Source organism: Streptomyces sp. NRRL S-350 (genome assembly GCF_000719705.1).
GTDB lineage: Bacteria > Actinomycetota > Actinomycetes > Streptomycetales > Streptomycetaceae > Kitasatospora.
Window position 1 is genome coordinate 1 of record NZ_JOHO01000066.1, and the last position, 17,863, is coordinate 17,863.

Annotated in this window: 8 protein-coding genes; 3 read left to right on the top strand and 5 right to left on the bottom strand. The window is 73.1% G+C overall.

The genetic code is table 11. The features are described 5' to 3' along the window. Positions 1 to 89: 89 nt before the first annotated feature. The 3 genes from menC (at position 90) to IF30_RS0134585 (ending at position 3,234) form a co-directional block, all read left to right on the top strand. On the top strand, positions 90 to 1,193 hold the full coding sequence (gene menC / locus IF30_RS0134575) for an o-succinylbenzoate synthase (RefSeq protein ID WP_030245935.1): 1,104 nt from the start codon (positions 90 to 92) through the stop codon (positions 1,191 to 1,193). Between the two features lie 141 nt (positions 1,194 to 1,334). Next, positions 1,335 to 1,475: a hypothetical protein gene (locus tag IF30_RS48260; protein WP_158835725.1), complete on the top strand. Its 141-nt coding sequence runs from the start codon at positions 1,335 to 1,337 to the stop codon at positions 1,473 to 1,475. Between the two features lie 205 nt (positions 1,476 to 1,680). After that, entirely contained in the window at positions 1,681 to 3,234 is a 1,554-nt protein-coding gene (locus IF30_RS0134585) for a Na+/H+ antiporter (RefSeq protein WP_030245937.1), read from the top strand. Between the two features lie 438 nt (positions 3,235 to 3,672). Here the strand turns inward: IF30_RS0134585 and IF30_RS0134590 are convergent, their stop codons facing one another. The 5 genes from IF30_RS0134590 to IF30_RS0134610 form a co-directional block, all read right to left on the bottom strand. Further along, a complete protein-coding gene (locus IF30_RS0134590; protein WP_030245939.1) occupies positions 3,673 to 6,066 on the bottom strand; it encodes a phosphoketolase in 2,394 nt (797 codons plus the stop codon). 124 nt (positions 6,067 to 6,190) lie between these two features. Beyond that, on the bottom strand, positions 6,191 to 7,402 hold the full coding sequence (locus IF30_RS0134595) for a globin domain-containing protein (protein WP_030245941.1): 1,212 nt from the start codon (positions 7,400 to 7,402) through the stop codon (positions 6,191 to 6,193). 339 nt (positions 7,403 to 7,741) lie between these two features. Further along, positions 7,742 to 8,623 carry a thioesterase II family protein gene (locus tag IF30_RS0134600; RefSeq protein ID WP_030245943.1) on the bottom strand — a complete coding sequence of 294 codons (882 nt, stop codon included), beginning with the start codon at positions 8,621 to 8,623 and terminating at the stop codon, positions 7,742 to 7,744. Further along, on the bottom strand, positions 8,620 to 16,371 hold the full coding sequence (locus tag IF30_RS0134605) for a type I polyketide synthase (RefSeq protein WP_234322955.1): 7,752 nt from the start codon (positions 16,369 to 16,371) through the stop codon (positions 8,620 to 8,622). Before IF30_RS0134605 ends, IF30_RS0134600 begins: the two co-directional genes overlap by 4 nt. 144 nt (positions 16,372 to 16,515) lie before the next feature. Beyond that, a complete protein-coding gene (locus tag IF30_RS0134610; protein ID WP_324605681.1) occupies positions 16,516 to 17,484 on the bottom strand; it encodes a class I SAM-dependent methyltransferase in 969 nt (322 codons plus the stop codon). Positions 17,485 to 17,863: the final 379 nt, after the last annotated feature.

The window sequence follows — 17,863 nt, forward strand, 5'->3', positions numbered from 1 at the left end:
TACACTATCCTCTTCGTCGGCAGCGTCAGATGTGTATAAGAGACAGGCCCTCCCACCCCCGCCTCCCCTCCCACCAGGAGCCACCCCTGATGAAGATCTCCGGCATCGAACTCCGCCGCATCCGGATCCCGCTGCGCGCCCCCTTCCGTACGTCCTTCGGCACCGAGACCGAACGCGACGTGCTGCTGGTGCGCGTCGCGACCGCGGACGGCGAGGGCTGGGCCGAGTGCGCCGCCATGTCAGAACCCCGCTACTGCTCCGAGTACGTCGACGCGGCCCAGGACGTCCTGCGGAAGTTCCTGATCCCCGCCCTGCCCAAGGACGGCATCGACGCCCACACCGTGGGCCGCGTCCTGGAGCCCTTCACCGGCCACCGCATGGCCAAAGCCGCCCTGGAAACCGCCGTCCTCGACGCCCACCTGCGCACCACCGGCGAGTCGTTCGGCTCCTACCTCGGTGCCGCCCGCGACCGGGTCCCCTGCGGAGTCTCCGTCGGCATCATGGACTCCGTCCCCGAACTCCTCGACGCCGTCGACGGCTTCATCGCCGAGGGCTACGCCCGGATCAAGCTGAAGATCGAACCGGGCTGGGACCTGGAACCGGTGCGGGCCGTCCGCGAACGCTTCGGCGACGACCTGGTGCTCCAGGTCGACGCCAACGCCGCCTACACCCTGGTCGACGCCCAACACCTCGCCAAGCTCGACGACTTCGGCCTCCTCCTGATCGAACAGCCGCTGGCCAACGACGACATCGTCCAGCACGCCCGGCTCGCCGAACTGCTGCGCACCCCGGTCTGCCTCGACGAGTCCATCGAGTCCGCCGCCGACGCGGCAGCCGCGATCTCCATCGGCGCCTGCTCCGTCATCAACATCAAGCCCGCCCGCGTCGGCGGCTACCTGGAGGCCCGCCGCATCCACGACATCGCCCGCGCCCACGGCATCCCCGTCTGGTGCGGTGGCATGCTCGAAACGGGCATCGGCCGCGCCGCCAACGTCGCCCTCGCCGCCCTGCCCGGCTTCACCCTCCCCGGCGACACCTCCGGATCCAGCCGGTACTTCGCCACCGACATCACTCCGCCGTTCGAACTCGCCGACGGTCACCTCGACGTCCCCACCGGCCCCGGCCTGGGCGTCGAACCGCTCCCCGAAGTCCTGGAGGAGGTCACCACCTCCACCGAGTGGATCACCATCTGATCCCAGGCTCACCTGCGCCCCGACCGCCGCCAATGCTTCGTCAAGATGATTCCCGGGAGCGTCAGGGACTCGTCAGGGCGGGCGGACGGGTGTTCGGCCGCACCTGGCGTGAGCTGTGCGGAAACGGTTCGCCGCCCGGGCGTGGGGCCTGGCGGCGGACCGTTTGCCGAACCCCGACCCCGGCTGCTCGCGCTGGGAACGCTCGCCGGGCTGGCCGCGCTGGCCGCGCTGGCCGGGCTGGCCGGGCTGGCCGAGCGGCCGCGGCTGCGCGAGTTCGCCTGAGCGTGTCCGGCCGAGCCGCTGGGCGCCGTGGTCGCGCCCGGTTCGGTCCGGTCGCGCTCCGGCATCCCGCGATCGGACGCCGCCTCCCCCCGCTAACGCTCCGATAAGATGACCCTAGGTGTGCCGGGAAGCCTGGTCGGCGCGGGGGATGACTGCGGCATTCGGCGGCAGTGACCCCCGATCTCGCGATGGGGTCCTTCCACCGATGCACGTTGTGGCGATCGTTCTCGTCCTGGTGGTCCTGGCCACGACCGTGGCCACCTTCGCCGGGCGCCTGCGCGTACCCGCCCCCTCACTGCTGGTCCTGGCCGGCATCGCCGTGGCGCTGGTCCCCGGCGTCCCCGCCCTGCACATCCCACCGCAGATCATCGGCACGGTGGTCCTGCCGCCGCTGCTGTACGCCTCCGCCGAGGAGCTGTCGCTACGCGACCTGCGCACGGTCTGGCGCCCGGTGACCATCCTCTCCTTCGGCCTGGTCTTCGCCTCCGCCGCCGCCGTCGGCTTCACCGCCGTCGCCGTCGCGGGCCTGCCGCCCGCGATGGCGTTCGTGCTGGGCGCCGTGCTGTCCAGCACCGACCCGGTGGCCGTCACCGCACTCGGGCGCCGGCTCGCGCTGCCCGGGCGGCTCCAGGTGCTGGTGCAGGCGGAGAGCCTGTTCAACGACGCCACCTCGCTCGTCCTGTTCAAGGTCGCCGCCGGCATCGCGGTGGCCGTCGGCGCCTCGGTCAGCCTGCCGGCGGCGGGCGGGGAGTTCCTGCTGCTGGGTGGGGGCGGCAGCCTGGTCGGTGCAGCCGTCGCAGGCCTGGTGTGGCTGGTGCGTCGCCGCACCACCGACCCGGTGCTGGAGACGGTGATCGCGCTGGTCACCCCGTACGCGGCGTACGTGCTGGCGGAGTCCGCGCACACCTCGGGCGTCACCTCCGTCGTGGTCGCGGGCGTGCTGCTCGGGCGGTCCGGCCGCCGCCTCACCGACGCGCACATCCGGCTGCAGCTGCACGCCGTCTACGCGGTCGTGGTGTTCCTGCTCGAGAGCGTCGTCTTCAGCATCGTCGGCCTGGAACTGCCGACCCTCGTACGGGACCTTCCCCCGGGCACCGGCTGGTGGCCGCTGCAGGCGCTCGCGCTGGCCGCCGTACTGATCGCGGTGCGGGTGCTCTCCACCCTGCCGCTGACCCGCGCCGTCAAACCCAGCCACGGCCGGGGCCGGCTCTCCTGGCGGGTCGCCGGGGTGGTCACCTGGGCCGGCACCCGCGGCGTCATGCCGCTCGCCGCGGCCCTGTCCATCCCGCTGCTCGCCGACGACGGCACCAAACTCACCGGACGGCCCCTCGTCCTGGTGCTCACCACCGCCGTCGTCGTCTTCACCCTCGTCGTCCAGGGCCTCACCCTCGCCGCCGTCGTCAACCGCTCCGGCCTCGCCCTCGAACCCGAACACACCGCCCGCGAGGAGGACGACGCCCGCGACGCCCTCAACCGCGCCGCCCTCCAGCACGTCGAACACCTCGCCGAACTGGAAGCCGCACCCGACACCGCCCTCGACCGGGTCCGCCGCGCCCTCACCGCCCGCCTCGACCACACCCCGGAAACCCCCGACGGCAGCACCGCCGACACCGCCTACCGCCAGCTGCGCCGCGAGGTCATCGCCCTCCAGAGCACCGAGCTGCACCGCCTCTACGACGAACACCGGATCAGCGACACCACCCGCCGCCGCGTCCAGCACGACCTCGACCGGGAGGAAGCCGCCCTCGGCAACCCGTGACCGCGACGGCGTCGGCAACCCGTGACCCCGACGGCGTCGAACGGGCAGCCGTCCGGCCACCGGCTCGGCGGCGGCGCCACGCCGAGCGGGTAGCGGTGGGGCGGAGCCTGATGCCGAACCGGTGGGAGAAGCGGGTGGTGTCCGCGTGGTGAACGGCCATGGCGCGGCCTTCCTTCCCAAGTACGTTGTGGGTGACTGGCGTTGTTCGCTCGTCCAGTCTCTTGCCGGGCGGCCGGCGGCGGTCAGGTGTCGAAGGTCCCGGCTGCGGGGCCGAAGGGCTGGGGCGGTTCGGCCGAGCGAGGAGCGGCGAGGGACCGGGCGCACCGGCGCGCCCGGTCCCTCGGCTGCCCGTGGGCCGGCATCGGGCAGGGAATGACGGTCGATCCCGCCGGCACCCGGCCGGATGCCTCCTCCTCGACGTTCAGGCCCCTCCGCAGGTCAGTGGGGCCAGGTCCAGTCGGTGACTTCGGGCAGGTCGGTGCCGTGTTCGCGGACCCAGGCGTCGTGGCGGGTGCGGACGTCGGCCATGAGCTGACGGACGTGCGCGGCTCGTACGGCCAGGCCGGGCACGCGGTCGATGACGTCCATGACCAGGCGGTAGCGGTCCAGGTCGTTGCGCAGCACCATGTCGAACGGCGTGGTGGTGGTGCCGATCTCCTTGTAGCCGCGGACGTGGAGGTGGGCGTGCCCGTTGCGGCGGTAGGTGAGGCGGTGGATCAGCCACGGGTAGCCGTGGTAGGCGAAGATCACGGGCTTGTCGCGGGTGAAGACCGCGTCGAACTCGGAGTCGGGCATGCCGTGCGGGTGCTCCTCGGCGGGCAGCAGGCGGGCGATGTCGACCACGTTGACGACGCGGACGGCGAGTTCGGGCAGGTGGCGGTGGAGCAGGTCGGCGGCGGCCAGGACCTCCAGGGTGGGTACGTCCCCGGCGCAGGCGAGGACCACGTCGGGCTCGCGGGTGCCGTCCTCGGTGCCGGCCCAGTTCCAGATGCCCAGTCCGCGGGCGCAGTGCACCCGGGCCTCGTCCAGGGACAGCCAGTCGTGGCAGGGCTGCTTGCCCGCGACGACGACGTTGACGTAGTCCTTCGAGCGGAGCACGTGGTCGGCGGTGGCGAGCAGGGTGTTGGCGTCCGGCGGGAGGTACACCCGGACGGCCTCGGGGCTCTTGTTGAGGACGTGGTCGACGAAGCCCGGGTCCTGGTGCGAGAAGCCGTTGTGGTCCTGGCGCCAGACGTGCGAGGTGAGCAGGTAGTTCAGCGAGGGAACGGGCGCGCGCCAGGGAAGGCGGCGGGTGGTGCGCAGCCACTTGACGTGCTGGTTGACCATCGAATCGACGATGTGGACGAACGCCTCGTAGCAGGAGAACAGGCCGTGGCGGCCCGTCAGGGTGTAGCCCTCCAGCCAGCCCTGGCAGACGTGCTCGGAGAGGATCTCCATCACCCGGCCGCCGCGTTCCAGGTGTTCGTCGGTGGGCAGCAGTTCCGCTTCCCAGGCCTTGCCGGTGGCGCCGTAGACGTCCTGGAGCCGGTTGGAGGCGGTTTCGTCCGGGCCCACCAGGCGGAAGTCGCGCCGCTCGGCGGTGTCGGCCATGAGCTGCGCCAGCAGGCCGCCCAGCACTCGGGTGGGTTCGTGCAGGGTCGCGCCAGGCTTGTCCACCGCCACGGCGTACTTCTCCAGGGGCGGGACGGGAAGCGGGCGGGTGACCAGTCCGCCGTTGGTGTGGGGGTTCGCCCCGAGCCTGCGTGGCCCGTGGGGCAGGCCGGCGAGCACCTCCGGCACCGGGCGGCCCTTCTCGTCGAAGAGCTCGTCGGGGCGGTAGGAGCGCAGCCACGCCTCCAGCCGGGCGAGGTGCCCGGGGTTGTCGCGGACCTGGTCGAGCGGCACCTGATGGGCGCGCCAGGTGCCCTCCACCGGCACCCCGTCGACCTCGTGGGGGCCGGTCCAGCCCTTGGGGGTGCGCAGCACGATCACCGGCCAGCGGGGGCGCTCGGTGGCGGCCTCGGCGCGCGCCGCGTGCTGGGCGGCGGCGATCCGGTCGAGAGCGGCGTCCATGGCGGCCGCCATCGCCTGGTGCACCTGGGCCGGGTCGTCGCCGGTGACGTGGAGGGGTTCGTGGCCGTAGCCGCGCAGCAGCGCGTCCAGTTCCTCGTGCGGGAGGCGGGCGAGCACCGTGGGGTTGGCGATCTTGTAGCCGTTCAGGTGGAGGATCGGCAGCACGGCGCCGTCGTGCACCGGGTCGAGGAACTTGTTCGCGTGCCAGGAGGCGGCCAGGGGGCCGGTCTCGGCCTCGCCGTCGCCGATCACGCAGGCGACCACCAGCTCGGGGTTGTCCAGCGCGGCGCCGTAGGCGTGGGCGAGCGAGTATCCCAGCTCGCCGCCCTCGTGGATCGAGCCCGGCGTCTCGGGAGCGACGTGGCTGGGCACCCCGCCGGGGAAGGAGAACTGCCGGAACAGCTTGGCCATGCCCGCCTCGTCGCGGGTGACGTCGGGGTAGTGCTCGGTGTAACTGCCGTCCAGCCAGGAGCCGGCCAGCACGGCCGGGCCGCCGTGACCGGGGCCCCAGACGCAGATCGCCTCCAGGTCGCGGGTCCCGATCACCCGGTTGAGGTGGGTGTACACGAGGTTCAGCCCGGGCGAGGTGCCCCAGTGGCCGAGCAGGCGGGGCTTGATGTGCTCGGGCCGCAGCGGCTCACGCAGCAACGGGTTGGCCATCAGGTAGATCTGCCCGACGGCCAGGTAGTTCGCCGCACGCCACTGGGCGTCCAGCTCTGCGAGTTCCCGCTCGCCCAGCACGGCGCGGGCGCGGGGGCTGTCCCACTGATCGGTACGCATCAGGAGCCTTTCTCTGTCGATGGTCAGTCGTGCGTCTTCCCACGGGAAGCCCGCTGAGCACGGCCGCCCCCGGCGTCCGCGACGCAGGGGGCGGATTCACCCGGCCGGGCTATCGGCGTGGTGTTCAGGCGTCGGCGGTCTCGGGCAGCCACAGGTCGGGGCCGAAGACCTCGTACCGGATGCGGTCACCGGGCACACCGGCCTGGCGGAACCGGGCCCGGACCTCACGCATGAAGGGCAGCGAGCCGCACAGGTAGACGTCGGCGTTCGCGGGCAGGGCCAGTTCGCCCACGTCCATCAGTCCGACCTCGGCGTCCGGCTCCTCGGCGCCGGGGTGCTCGTACCAGAACACGGCGCGGGCGCCCGGGAGTTCCGCAACGAGGCGACGGGTCTGCGACCGCAGTGCGTGGTCGGCCGGGGAGCGGTCGGCATGCAGCACCAGCACGGTGCGGGTGGAGCCGGTGGCTACCAGGTGGTCCAGCATGCCGACCATCGGAGTGCAGCCGATCCCGGCAGACGCCAGCACCAGGGGCCGGTCGCCGTCCTCCAGGACCACGTCGCCGAACGGCGCCGAGAGGACGAGCCGGTCGCCCGCCCGCACCCGCAGGTGCAGCAGGTTGGAGACCTCGCCGTCGGGCGTGCCGTCGCCGCGGACCCGCTTGACCGTGATGCGACGCAGGTCGCCATCGCCGGCCGGGTCGCTGGACAGGCTGTACTGACGCAGCTGGTGGACGCCGTCGGGCATGAGCAGGCGGACGCTGACGTACTGCCCGGCGCGGGCGCGCGGCGCGGGCCGCCCGTCGGCGGGGCACAGCAGGAAGGACACGGTGTCCGGGGTCTCGTCCCGGCGCTCGACCACCGTCCACGGCCGCCAGGTGTCGCCGGGCGTCACGTCCGCAGCCTGGTAGAGGCGGGCCTCGCGGGCGACCAGGGCGCCGGCCAGCTGCCAGTACACCTCGTCCCAGGCGGCGGCGACCTCGGGGGTGACCGCGTCGCCGAGCACCTCGGCCATCGCCGCGAACAGGTACTTGTGGACGACGGCGTACTGTTCCTCCGTCACCCCGACCGCCGCGTGCTTGGGGGCGATCCGGTCCAGCAGCGCCTCCGGGGCGGCCTCGGGATCGTGCACCAGAGCGCCGGCGTAGGCGGCGATGGAGCCGGCGAGGGCCTGGCGCTGCGCGCCGCTGGCCTGGTTCCCGCGGTTGAACATGCCGTCGAGCAGTTCCGGCCGGTCGGCGAACATCCTCGCGTAGAAGCGGGTGGTGATCTCGTCCAACGCGGCGCCCACGACGGGCAGGGTCGCGCGGATCACGGCAGCCGATTCGGCGGTGAGCATGGCTACTCCAGGGGAGGGGTGCGGAGTGAGGGGAGCGGCACCGTCGGACGGGCCAGGACCGGTTTACCAACTCCGACCGCCGCCGCGTTGGGCCGAACGTCCCCAGCAGCGCGATCAGGGCCGAAAGGCCCTGGGAGAGGGGCCTGCCGGCCCGCGGTGGTCGGCCGGGCCGCCCTGGTCGGCCCGTGGCGAACGGGGGCGTTCGGCCCTGGGATCGGTTCCCGCCTCCACCCTGCCCCGCTCCCCGGGTGGTGGCACACCGTCGTGGCACACCGCCCCCCTTCCCGTCCCTGTGGGAGGTCTGGCGGGACCGGACTCCCGCCAGACCTCCCACTCGCGTCACCGCGCGGGGCCGAGGTCAGTGATCGGGCATTCCCCCGACGGTGAGCCGGAGCCGCCGATCGGACACGTCCACCCCCGCAGGGAGGCGGCGAGGTCGACGGTGAGCCGGGCACTGAGCGCCGCGACGTCGTCGAGGGGGTAGGTGTGATCGCCGGGGAAGAGGCGCGGGGTCGCCGGTCGGCTGCTGATGTCGTTCCAACCGGCCAGGGCCTCCGGGGAGATGACGGGATCGTCCTCGCCTCCGTAGAGGGCGAGTTGGGCGTCCAGCGGTGGTCCCTGGTGGGGCGGGAACTGCAGGGCGAGCAGAAGATCGGCGAGCATCGGTATCCACGCGTTGACCAGTGCCCTGGGGTCGTGGTCGACGTGGTCGGGTAGGCGGCCGAAGAGCTTCTCGATCCCCTCCCGGCCGCCGAGCAGGACCTCCGGAGCCTTTGTGGTGAACTCGGGGTGGTGGGGGGCGGCCATGGCGGACAGGGCGAGCAGGGTGGGTGGGCGGTGGCCCTGCCGGATGAGGCACTTGACGGTCTCGTAGGCGACGAGGGCCCCCACGCTGTGGCCGAACACGGCGTACGGGTGGCCGTCGTCGCCCTGACGGATGCGCTCCGCGAGGAGCCGGCCGAGGCGGTGCGGGTCGGTGTGCACCGCCGTGCCGACGGCGCGTCCACGTCCGGGCAGTTGCAGGGCGTGCACGCTGACGGTGGTCGGCAGGTGGGCGGTGAAGGCCTGGAAGTAGGTGGCGTTCGTTCCCGCGGGCGGCATGCAGTAGAGGCGCAGGAGGTGTCCGTCGCCGGTGGCGGCCGGGCTCAGTGCGACGAAGTCGGGTTGGTCGACGGCGGTGGTCAGGCGGGCCGAACTGCTGTCCGCTCCAAGGGTGTTCATGCGTGCTCACTCCGCTCCGGGACGGCGACGGTGTTGGCGGGGTCGGCGTGGCCCGGCTGCCGGAGGCGGTACAGGGCTCGCTTGGCGATGTCGGGCAGGTGCGCGGCGCCCATCAGTTCCAGGGTGGGGATGTCGCAGCCGAGGTGCCGGCGCAGTGCCGCGGAGAGTTCCAGGAACATCAGGGAGTCGATGCCGAGCAGGTCGAGGCGGCTGGTGCGGTCCAGGCGGTCGACGGGGGTGTGCAGGACGGCGGCGGCAAGCTCGGCGACCTTGTCCTCGATCAGGACGATGGCCTCGTCTTCGCTCAGCACGGCCACCTCGCTGCGCAGCGAGGTGAGGCTGTCGGTGCTCACCTCATGCTGTCGGAGCAGCGCGCCGGTCCTGGGCGCCCTGAGAGCGGGCAGGACGCGGCTGATGCTGTCCCAGTCGAAGCGGCCCAGTGCGACGACCGGTGCCGTTCGGGTGTCGAGAAGCCGGTCGAGTGCGGTGAGCGCGTCGGTGGCGGAGACGGGGGCCATGCCGTAGGAGGCCATCTCGTCGATACGTCCGGTGCGGTGGACGTATCCGGCGTCCGCGATGACGCCCCATTGAACGGCGAGGGCGGGGCTGCCGCATCGGTGTCGGGCTCGGATCAGCGCTTCCATCGCGGCGTTGGCGGCGACATAGGGGGCCTGCTGGATGTTGCCGTCGAGGGCGGCTACCGAACTGTAGGCGAGGAAGAAGTCGGGATCGTGCTCTTCGGCGAGAGCGTCGAGTGCGTGGAGTCCGGCGATCTTGGGGGCGAGGACGGCCTCCAGCCGGGTGTCGGTGCAGTCGGTCAAGGGAGCGTCCGCGAGGACCATGGCGGCGTGCACGACGCCGCCCAGGCGCCGTTCCCGCAGGGCGGTGCGCACGGGGTCGAGGGCGCCGGGCCGCGTGACGTCGGCGCAGTGCACGGTGACCTCGACGTTCATGGCGCGAAGCTCGTCGAGCAGTCCCGCCGCGCCGGGAGTGCGGGCGCCTCGGCGTCCGACGAGATGAAGGTGGCGGGCGCCGCGTGCGGCGAAGTGACGGGCGGTGGCGGCACCGAATCCCGTGAGGCCACCGGTGATGACGAAGGCGGCGTCGGCGTCGAGTGCGCTCGCGGGCGCGGAGTCGACGACCGGTGGTGGGGCGTCGAACGTGATGACGACCTTCCCGATGTGCCGGGCGTGGCTCAGCAGGCTGAACGCCTCCCCGAAGCGTTCCGCGGGGAACGCGTGATGGGGCACCGGCCGCCAGCGGCCGGTGGTGACGGCTTCGGCCAGCGCGGTGAAGTGGCGCCGGACCACGGGCGCCTGCCGGTCGTGCAGGTCCAGCGTGTCCACTTCGAAGAACGAGACGTTGCGGGCCGGCGGGGAAACGGGCAGCGGATCGTCCCGCTCCGCGTCGCGTCGACCGAGTTCGATGAAACGTCCCTGCGGGGCGAGCAGGTGCAGGCTGCGCTGCCGGGCCTCGCCGGGCAGGGAGTTGAGGACGACGTCGACGCCGCGGCCGTCGGTCAGGTCGGCGACCTGTTCGGCGAAGTCCAGGGTGCGCGAGTCCAGCACCTGCTCGACGCCCAGCAGGTGCAGCAGGCTCCGCTTGGCGGGTGTGCCGGCCGTGGCGATGACGCGCGCGCCGGCGAGCCTCGCGAGTTGCAGGGCGGCCAGCCCGACGCCCCCGGCGGCGGCGTGCACGAGGACGGTGTCGTCCTCGGTGAGGCCCGCGCACTGCTGGAGGGCGTGGTGTGCGGTGAGGAACGCGGTGGGCAGGGTGGCTGCCGCGGTGAACGCCATCGCGTCGGGCAGCGGTACGACGTGATCGCTGGAAGCCAGGACGTGGGAGGCCAGAGCGGTGTGGGCCATGGCCGCGACGCGGTCGCCCGGTGCGAGGTGGGTGACCCCGGGGCCGACCGCGGTGATGACGCCCGCGCAGTCCAGGCCGAGGCCGAGGAATCCGCGGCGCCGGGCTGCGGGCCGGGGGCTGCTGCCGGTCGCGGTGAGCAGGTCGTGGTGGTTCAGCGCCGCGGCCGCGGTACGGATGAGCACCTGTCCTTCGGCCGGGTGGAATGCGGTGGTGGCGCGCCAGGTGAAGACGGGGTGTCGTCCGGAGGCGTCGACGTGCAGTGCGTAGTGGGGTTCGGATCCGGATGCGGCCGCGGTGGCGGGCAGCGTGGTGACCCGAGTGGCGAACCGCCCTCGCGGGGTGAGGACCACTTCGTCGTCGACGGACTCCTCGGGGCTGCCCGCCGCGGCTGCGCTGCCCTGGAGGTGGTGCAGTTCGTGCAGGAGGCGCTGGAACGTGTCGTCGTTGCCCGGCTCGGTCAGGGCGATGCGACGTACGTTCAGTGCGGGGTGTTCGTTCGCCAAGCTTCGCGCGGCACCCCACAGGGGGGCGCCGTGGGGTGAGGGTGGCGGGGTGGGCGGCTGCTGGCTGTCGGCGTCGATGATCCAGACGCGCAGGTTCCCTTCGCCTGACCGCGGGCTCCGGCCCCAGGCCCGGGTGAGGTCGCGCAGCGCGGCGAGCTGCCGCACGGCGTGGTCGGTGCGTTGCCGTGGTCCCGTTTCGCCGGCCGGTTCGGCGAGGAGGACCACGTCGCTCACCGGTCGGCGGCCCTCGGCTCCGTCTGCCGCAGCGGTCAGTTCGCGGGCCCAGGAGTCCGCACCGCCTGCCGCCGGGACGTGGTGGACGCGGCTCCGGGGGCAGGCGGCGAGCAGGGCCCGGGCCAGTCGGTGCGCCAACCCGGTGGGGGCGTCGGCGGTGGGCGTGCTGAGCAGCCAGGACCGCTGCGTCGGGTGATCGGGCGCGGTTGCGGCGGCGGAGGCCCGTCGCCCGCCCGATGCGTCAGGACGGGTACGGTCCGTTGCCTCGTCGGGGACGGCGCGGGCACCGCGCTCCGCGACGACGAGGGACACGTAGGGCCGGTCGGCGGCGGTGTCGTCGTACTGGCCGGTGGCCGCGAAGCCGCAGTCGGCGAGCAGGTCGGGCCAGCGGTCGTAGGGCACCAGGGGACCGTCGGGCCGGACGTCCTGGTCGGTGGGGAGCCAGAAGGAGTCCAGCAGGCCGAACACCGGAGCCAGGAGTTCCGTGCTGTGGGTTTCCAGGGCGATCAGGTGGCCGCCGTCCGCGAGCAGGGTGGCCATGCCGCGCAGCGCGCGGGAGATGTCGCTCGTGGCGTGCAGGATGTTCGCGGCGATGACGAGGTCGTAGGCACCCGGCTCGAAGCCTTGGGCCACGGGGTCGCTGCCTGCGTCCAGGACCTGGTGGGTGAGGAAGTCATAGGCGTGGAAGCGCTCCTCGGCGGCGGGGAAGAACGCGGGTGACACGTCGGTGAAGGTGTAGTGGACGCGCTCCGGAGGCAGGTGCGGCAGCAGGGCCGCGGTGGTGGCGCCGGTGCCCGCACCGACTTCGAGGATGCGCAGCGGCCGGTCGGTGGGCCAACCGGCGACGACGCCGCGGATCCACCCGACGAGCGCCCGGGTGTGCGGGGCGAAGAAGGCGCCGGCCTCGTAGAACCGTTGGGCGAGGTTGTCGGCGTCGGAGAAGAGGAGCTCCAGGGGGTCGGCGTCACCGGTCAGGACATCGGCGAGGCGGTCCCCGCACACACCGTAGGTGAGGACGGTGACGGACTGGCCGGGAAAGTCCTCGAGCAGCCGGCTGAACAGTGCCTCGGGGCGTGGTGCGGCCGGGCTGCTCCAGACGCCGGGCCCGGTGGCGGTGAGGACGCCGGCACTGACGGCTTGGGGCAGCAGGACCTCCAGGAGCCGCGCGTGCTTGGCCTCGACCCCCGCCTCGATGAGGTCGGCCAGGCCGAACGAGGAGTGCTTCGCGGCTGGGAGCAGGTGGCGCACGGCCCGGGCGGTGGAGTGGGCGCAGGCTTCGAGCAGGCGTGGCCGCAGCGCGTCGCTGATCCGGTGCAGCCGGCCCAGTCGGGCGTCGTTCTGCCCCCTGACCAGTTCCGGCAGCGACTGCGGGGCGGGCAGCGGGCTCCGGCCGGGCTCGGGTCGGCCGGGTAGCGGCACCGCGCGCAGGACTTCGGTGAGGCGGTCCGGCCCGTCGGCGGTCACGGTTTCGAGGCGTCGCAGTTCGCAGCCGAGCAGTTCCATGCACACCTCGCCGTCGTCGTCGCACACGGCGATGTCCCACAGGCCTTCGGGGCCGGTGGCGCGGGTGACGTGGCTGAAGCCGGAGGAGGGCAGCGTCCGCCAGCTGCGGACGGTGGTGATGCGGGCGGGCAGGAACGGGGCGGGGCGGTCCGCGGTGAACATCAGCGGCAGACAGCTCTGCAGGGCCGCGTCCACCAGCGTGGGGTGGGCGATGACTCCGGGCTCGGGCCGGATCGGTGCGGTGGACTCGTAGCGTCCTACGGTCTCCTCCGCCCCGGTGTGCAGGTGGGTGACGGTCCGGAACGCCGGCCCGTAGTCGAGAGCGGCCCGACGGGCGGCTGCGTAGTGCTCCGGGGCGGGATGCCGGTTCGGCAGCCGGCGTTCCAGGGCCGCGACGTCCAGCGGGGGGCGCTGTGGGCGCAGCAGGCTCCGCACGCCGGCGCGGACGTGCTCGGTCCAGTCCTGTTCGCCGGTGCGGCTTCGAATGGTGAGCCTGCCGTCCCGGGAGAGGTGGGTGGCCAGGTGGATGTCGTCGTCCCCGTCCTCGGGGCTTGCGGAGTCGGTGCTCCAGTCGAGGGTCAGGGCCCGGTCGATGGACAGGCCGGTGATTTCGAGTGGTCCGTCGTGTCGGCTCCGGGCGGCGGCCAACGCCATTTCCACGAAGCCTGCGGCGGGCCAGACGACGGCGTCCGCGACCCGATGGTCTTCCATCCAGGACAGCCGGTCGGCGTCCAGACGGTTCGACCACGTGGCCTCCGGCCCGGCTTGGCGGGAGCCGAGCAGGGGGTGGGGACCGGCGGCATTCTCACCGGGGGCGTCTTCCTGCCACCAGGACGCGTCCCCGTTCCAGTGCCGCTCGCGCTGCCACGCCACCGCCGGCAGGTCGGCCACCGCGCCGGGACGGGGGAAGTAGCCGTCCCAGTCCACCGCCGCCCCGGCGGCGAGTACGTGCAGGGCGGTCCGCTGCAGCGCGTCCACGGTGGCGAACGTCCGGGACAGCGTGGGAACGATCACGCCGGGAGCGGGGGCGTCGGCGGTGGCGCGCCGCAGATAGGCGGTCAGCACGGGGTGGGGGCCGACTTCGACCAGGACGTCGCAGGCGGCGTCCCCGGCCGTCAATTCGGTGGCGGCCTGGTGGAAGCGGACGGGGCGGCGGATGTTGGCCCACCAGTACTCGGCGTCCAGGGCCTGCCCTGACTCAAGGCGGCCGGTCACCGAGGAGACCATCGGGATGCGGAAGGACCGGGGGGTCAGGGATTCCAGCGCGCGAGCCAACTGGTCACGCACGGGCGCCATGGCTTCGGTGTGGAAGGCGTAGTCGAGGCGCAGGTCCCGGAAGAAGACGCCGTCGGAATCCAGTGCGGCGCCGAGGGCCGCAAGGTCCTCGTGCGGGCCCGCGAGGGTGACGTCCTGGTCGGAGTTGATCGCGGCGATCTCGACGCGGCCGGTGAGCTGAGCCTGCTCGAGCCTTTCCCTGGCGGCGTGTTCGCTCAGGCCCACCGCGGCCATGCCGCCCGAGCCCGCCGTGGCGGCCTGGGCGAGGCTGCGGGCGGCGATGACGCGGCAGGCTTGCGCCCGGGTGAGGCCACCCGCGCAGTACGCGGCGGCCACCTCCCCGACGCTGTGTCCCATGACGGCGTGCGGATCGACGCCGCGGGCGGCCAGGGCGGCGACCAGGCCCGCCTGGACGGCGAACAGCATCGGCTGCGCGACTTCCGTGCGGTCCCAACGGGAGGCGTCGGCGCAGGCCATCTCCTCGCGCACGCTCCAGCCGAGCAGGGGCTCGAGCTCGTCGCTGACGGCGTCGACTTCGCTGGTGAACGCATCGTCCCGGCCGAGGAGTTCGGCCCCCATGCCGGCCCACTGCGATCCGTTCCCGCAGAAGACGAAGCCGATCCGGCCTCCGCTCACCAGACGTTCGGTGGCGGTGGCGGCTTCCTGCCCCCGGGCCGCCCGGGCCAGGACCTCCGCGGCCTGGGCGGGACCGGTCGCGAAGAACGCCATGCCGTGGCGGCGCCGGGTCCGTCGCCGGCACGAGGTGAAGGCGGCGTCGTACAGGGCCTCGGGCCCCTGCGAGGAGTCGGCGGCCATCGCGGCGAAGTGCTCCGCCCAGGACTCCAGGGCGGCGGTCAGCGCCTGGGCCGTGTGGGCGGAGACGACGACCGGCACCGGCCGCGCCGCAGCGCCGGCGACCGGCGCGGAGGGGTCGCCCGGCGCGGCGCCGTCGGCGCCGACAGCGCGGGCCGGTGGCACCGACGGTACGGGCGGAGCGGCCGGGACGGGCGGTGCGGCCAGAACGGCGTGCGCGTTGGCGCCACCGATGCCGAAGGAGTTGATGCCGACCACCACGCGGCTGTCGCCGGGAACGGGGCGGGCGGTGAGTACCGGCTGCAGACCGAGGCGGTCGAAGTCGATCTTCGGGTTGGGTGGATCGGCGTGCAGGGTCCTCGGTATGGAACGGGACTTGATGACGATCAGCGACTTCAGCACACCCGCCATCCCGGCCGCCGCTTCCAGGTGCCCGAGGTTGGACTTGATCGAACCGATCGGGAGCGGGGCGTCGGCACGTCGGCTGCCGAGCACCTCCCCCAGCGCCGCGCACTCGACGGGGTCTCCGACCAGGGTGCCGGTGCCGTGCGCCTCCACGTAGGACACGTCGCGCGGGTCGATGCCGGCGGTGGCGTACACACGGCGCAGCAGAGCGGCCTGGGTGCGTGAACTCGGTGCGGACAGGCCCACGGTGCGGCCGTCGGAGTTGAGTGCGGTGGCCAGGACGACGCCATGCACGCGGTCGCCGTCGGCGAGGGCGGCGGCCAGGGGTTTCAGGACGAGCATCACGGCACCCTCGGAGCGCACGAAGCCGTCGGCCGCTGCGCCGAAGGGGTGGCAGCGCCCCGTCGGCGAGAGCACTCCGGCCTGCGCGTAGCCGACGAAGGGTCCGGGCGCCAGCATCAGGTTCACCGCGCCTGCCATGGCGAGCGGGCTGCGGCCGGTGCGCAGGTGTTCGCACGCCTGGTGCAGCGCGGTCAGACCGGAGGAGCAGGCGCTGTCCACGGCGCTGGACGGTCCGGTCAGGTCCAGTTCGTACGAGACGCGGTTGGCCGTGGTCGACAGGAGTCCGCCGGTGGTGGTGTAGGGATTGCTCGAACGCAGGCGGCGCGCCTGCAGGTCGGCGTAGTCGTGGTTGGAGACACCGGTGACGACGGCGGTTTCGGTGCCGGCCAGGGCACGGATGTCGAGGGCGGCGTCGTCGAGGGCTTCGACCGCGCATTCGAGGAGCAGACGCTGCTGCGGATCGATGCGGGAGGCTTCCTTGGGAGTGATGCCGAAGTACGAGGTGTCGAAGCCGGTGACCTCCGGCTCGGGTAGGAAACCGCCCGCGAGGGAGTGGAACTTGCCCGGACTCCCGGAGCGACGGGCTTGGTGGGCACTGATGTCGAAGCGGTCCGGGGGCATGGTGCCGACCAGGTCGCGTCCGTCGTGCAGGGCCTGCCCGAGCTGGTCCAGGCGGTGGATGCCGCCCGGCAGGCGCAGGCCCACCCCGATCACGGCCACGGCGTCAGCAGGCAGCGGGGGATGGCCGGGAGGCGGCTGGTCGACGTCGGAGGAGGCGTACGGAGAGGATGTACGGGGTTCAGCCATGGAGTTCCTCCACATGAGCGGCACGGGTTCGGATCTCAGGGATGGTGAGGCGACGACGGGGCGGGTCGGGGCAGCGCTCGAGCGCCGAGGGGATGTGCGGAGCGGGGCCGCGGTGTCCGCCCCCGGAGTTGCCGGGCCGGACGGCTACCCGGTCGGCTGCACCGGCTTGCGACCCCATACGGAGACGGCGTGCATGCCGAGATCCGTGAAGTCCGGTCGGTCGATCAAGGAAAGCGCCGCGTCCAGCTCGTCGGCCAGGGGAGAGCCGTTCCGGGCCTGGTGGTCGCGGAGTTGTGCGAACGACAGCCGCCAGAACTCGTCAGCGGGGCCGCCGGCACCGATCATCACCGGCTGCACCGCCATGCCGCCCAAGACGAAGCCGGCACCGGTCACCAGGGCTTGCAACCGTCGGCCCAGGCGGAGATCGCTGCCCTGGGAGGCCCCGAGGGTCCGCTCGGCGACGAGCAGGCCCTGACGCATCACCGGGTGGGGTGAGGCATCGGCGGGCCCCAGGTCGAGATCCTCGGCCAGGAGGAGGCCACCGGGGCGCAGCCACTCGGCCATGGCGGCCAACGCCTGTGCGGGGTCGGCCAGATGGCACAGGACCATCCGGGCGTGGATCACGTCGAAGGAGCCGGTCGGAAAGCCGTCCCGGGTCACGTCGTGGCTCAGGACGGTGATGCGCTCCTCGGTCGCGAGGTCCGCGAAGAAACGGGTGTCGATGTCCGTCGCGGTGACGTCACCGCTCGGGCAGATCCGGGCCAGCATCCGGGCCACCGACCCAGCGCCTGCCCCGACTTCCAGACAGCGGGCCGTGGCGGGCACGCCTGCCTGTCCGAGGTACTGCTCGGTGAACGGGTCCCACAGGTCCTGCAGCGCACGCAGCCGGCCTTGTTCACCGGTCCTCTGATGGCCGAAGGCCCCGGCCTCGTAGCCGGACGCCGCCTCGGAGCGGGACGCCGCCTCGGATCCGGGCCCGCGCCCGGTCGTGGGATTGGATCTGGTCAACGTGGTGGCCTTCCTGGGCTGGGTATCGGATGTTCTGGTCGCAGCCACTCCTCGGCGGGCCGGCACGAGGACGGCCGCCTGCTGGCGGGCTGCGGGCTGGTTCACCGCGTGGTCGCGTCACGGTGGCTGCCGAGGTGGCGGATGCCACACCCGACCGCAAGCCGGGCCTCGCAGTCCTCGGCATCGAGCCTTACGGCCGGCCGCCCGCACGACGAGCTTGCGGTTGCGGTTGCGGTTGCGGTTGCGGTTGCGGCTGTGGGTCCGGTCCGCGGCGCGCCGTCGGCCTCACCTGATCAACCCGGGCCGCAGGCAAGCCCTTTCCCGCTCCCGCCCGCATCAGCCCGTCCCGGGCCCGCCCCGCCGCGCCGACCGTTCCCGTCCCCGCAGCGACCGTTCCCGTCCCCGCAGCGACCGCGACGCCGGCCCTGCGCGGGAACACCGCCATCGACACCCGGCGCCACCAGGCCCTCGGCAGGCGCCGCGG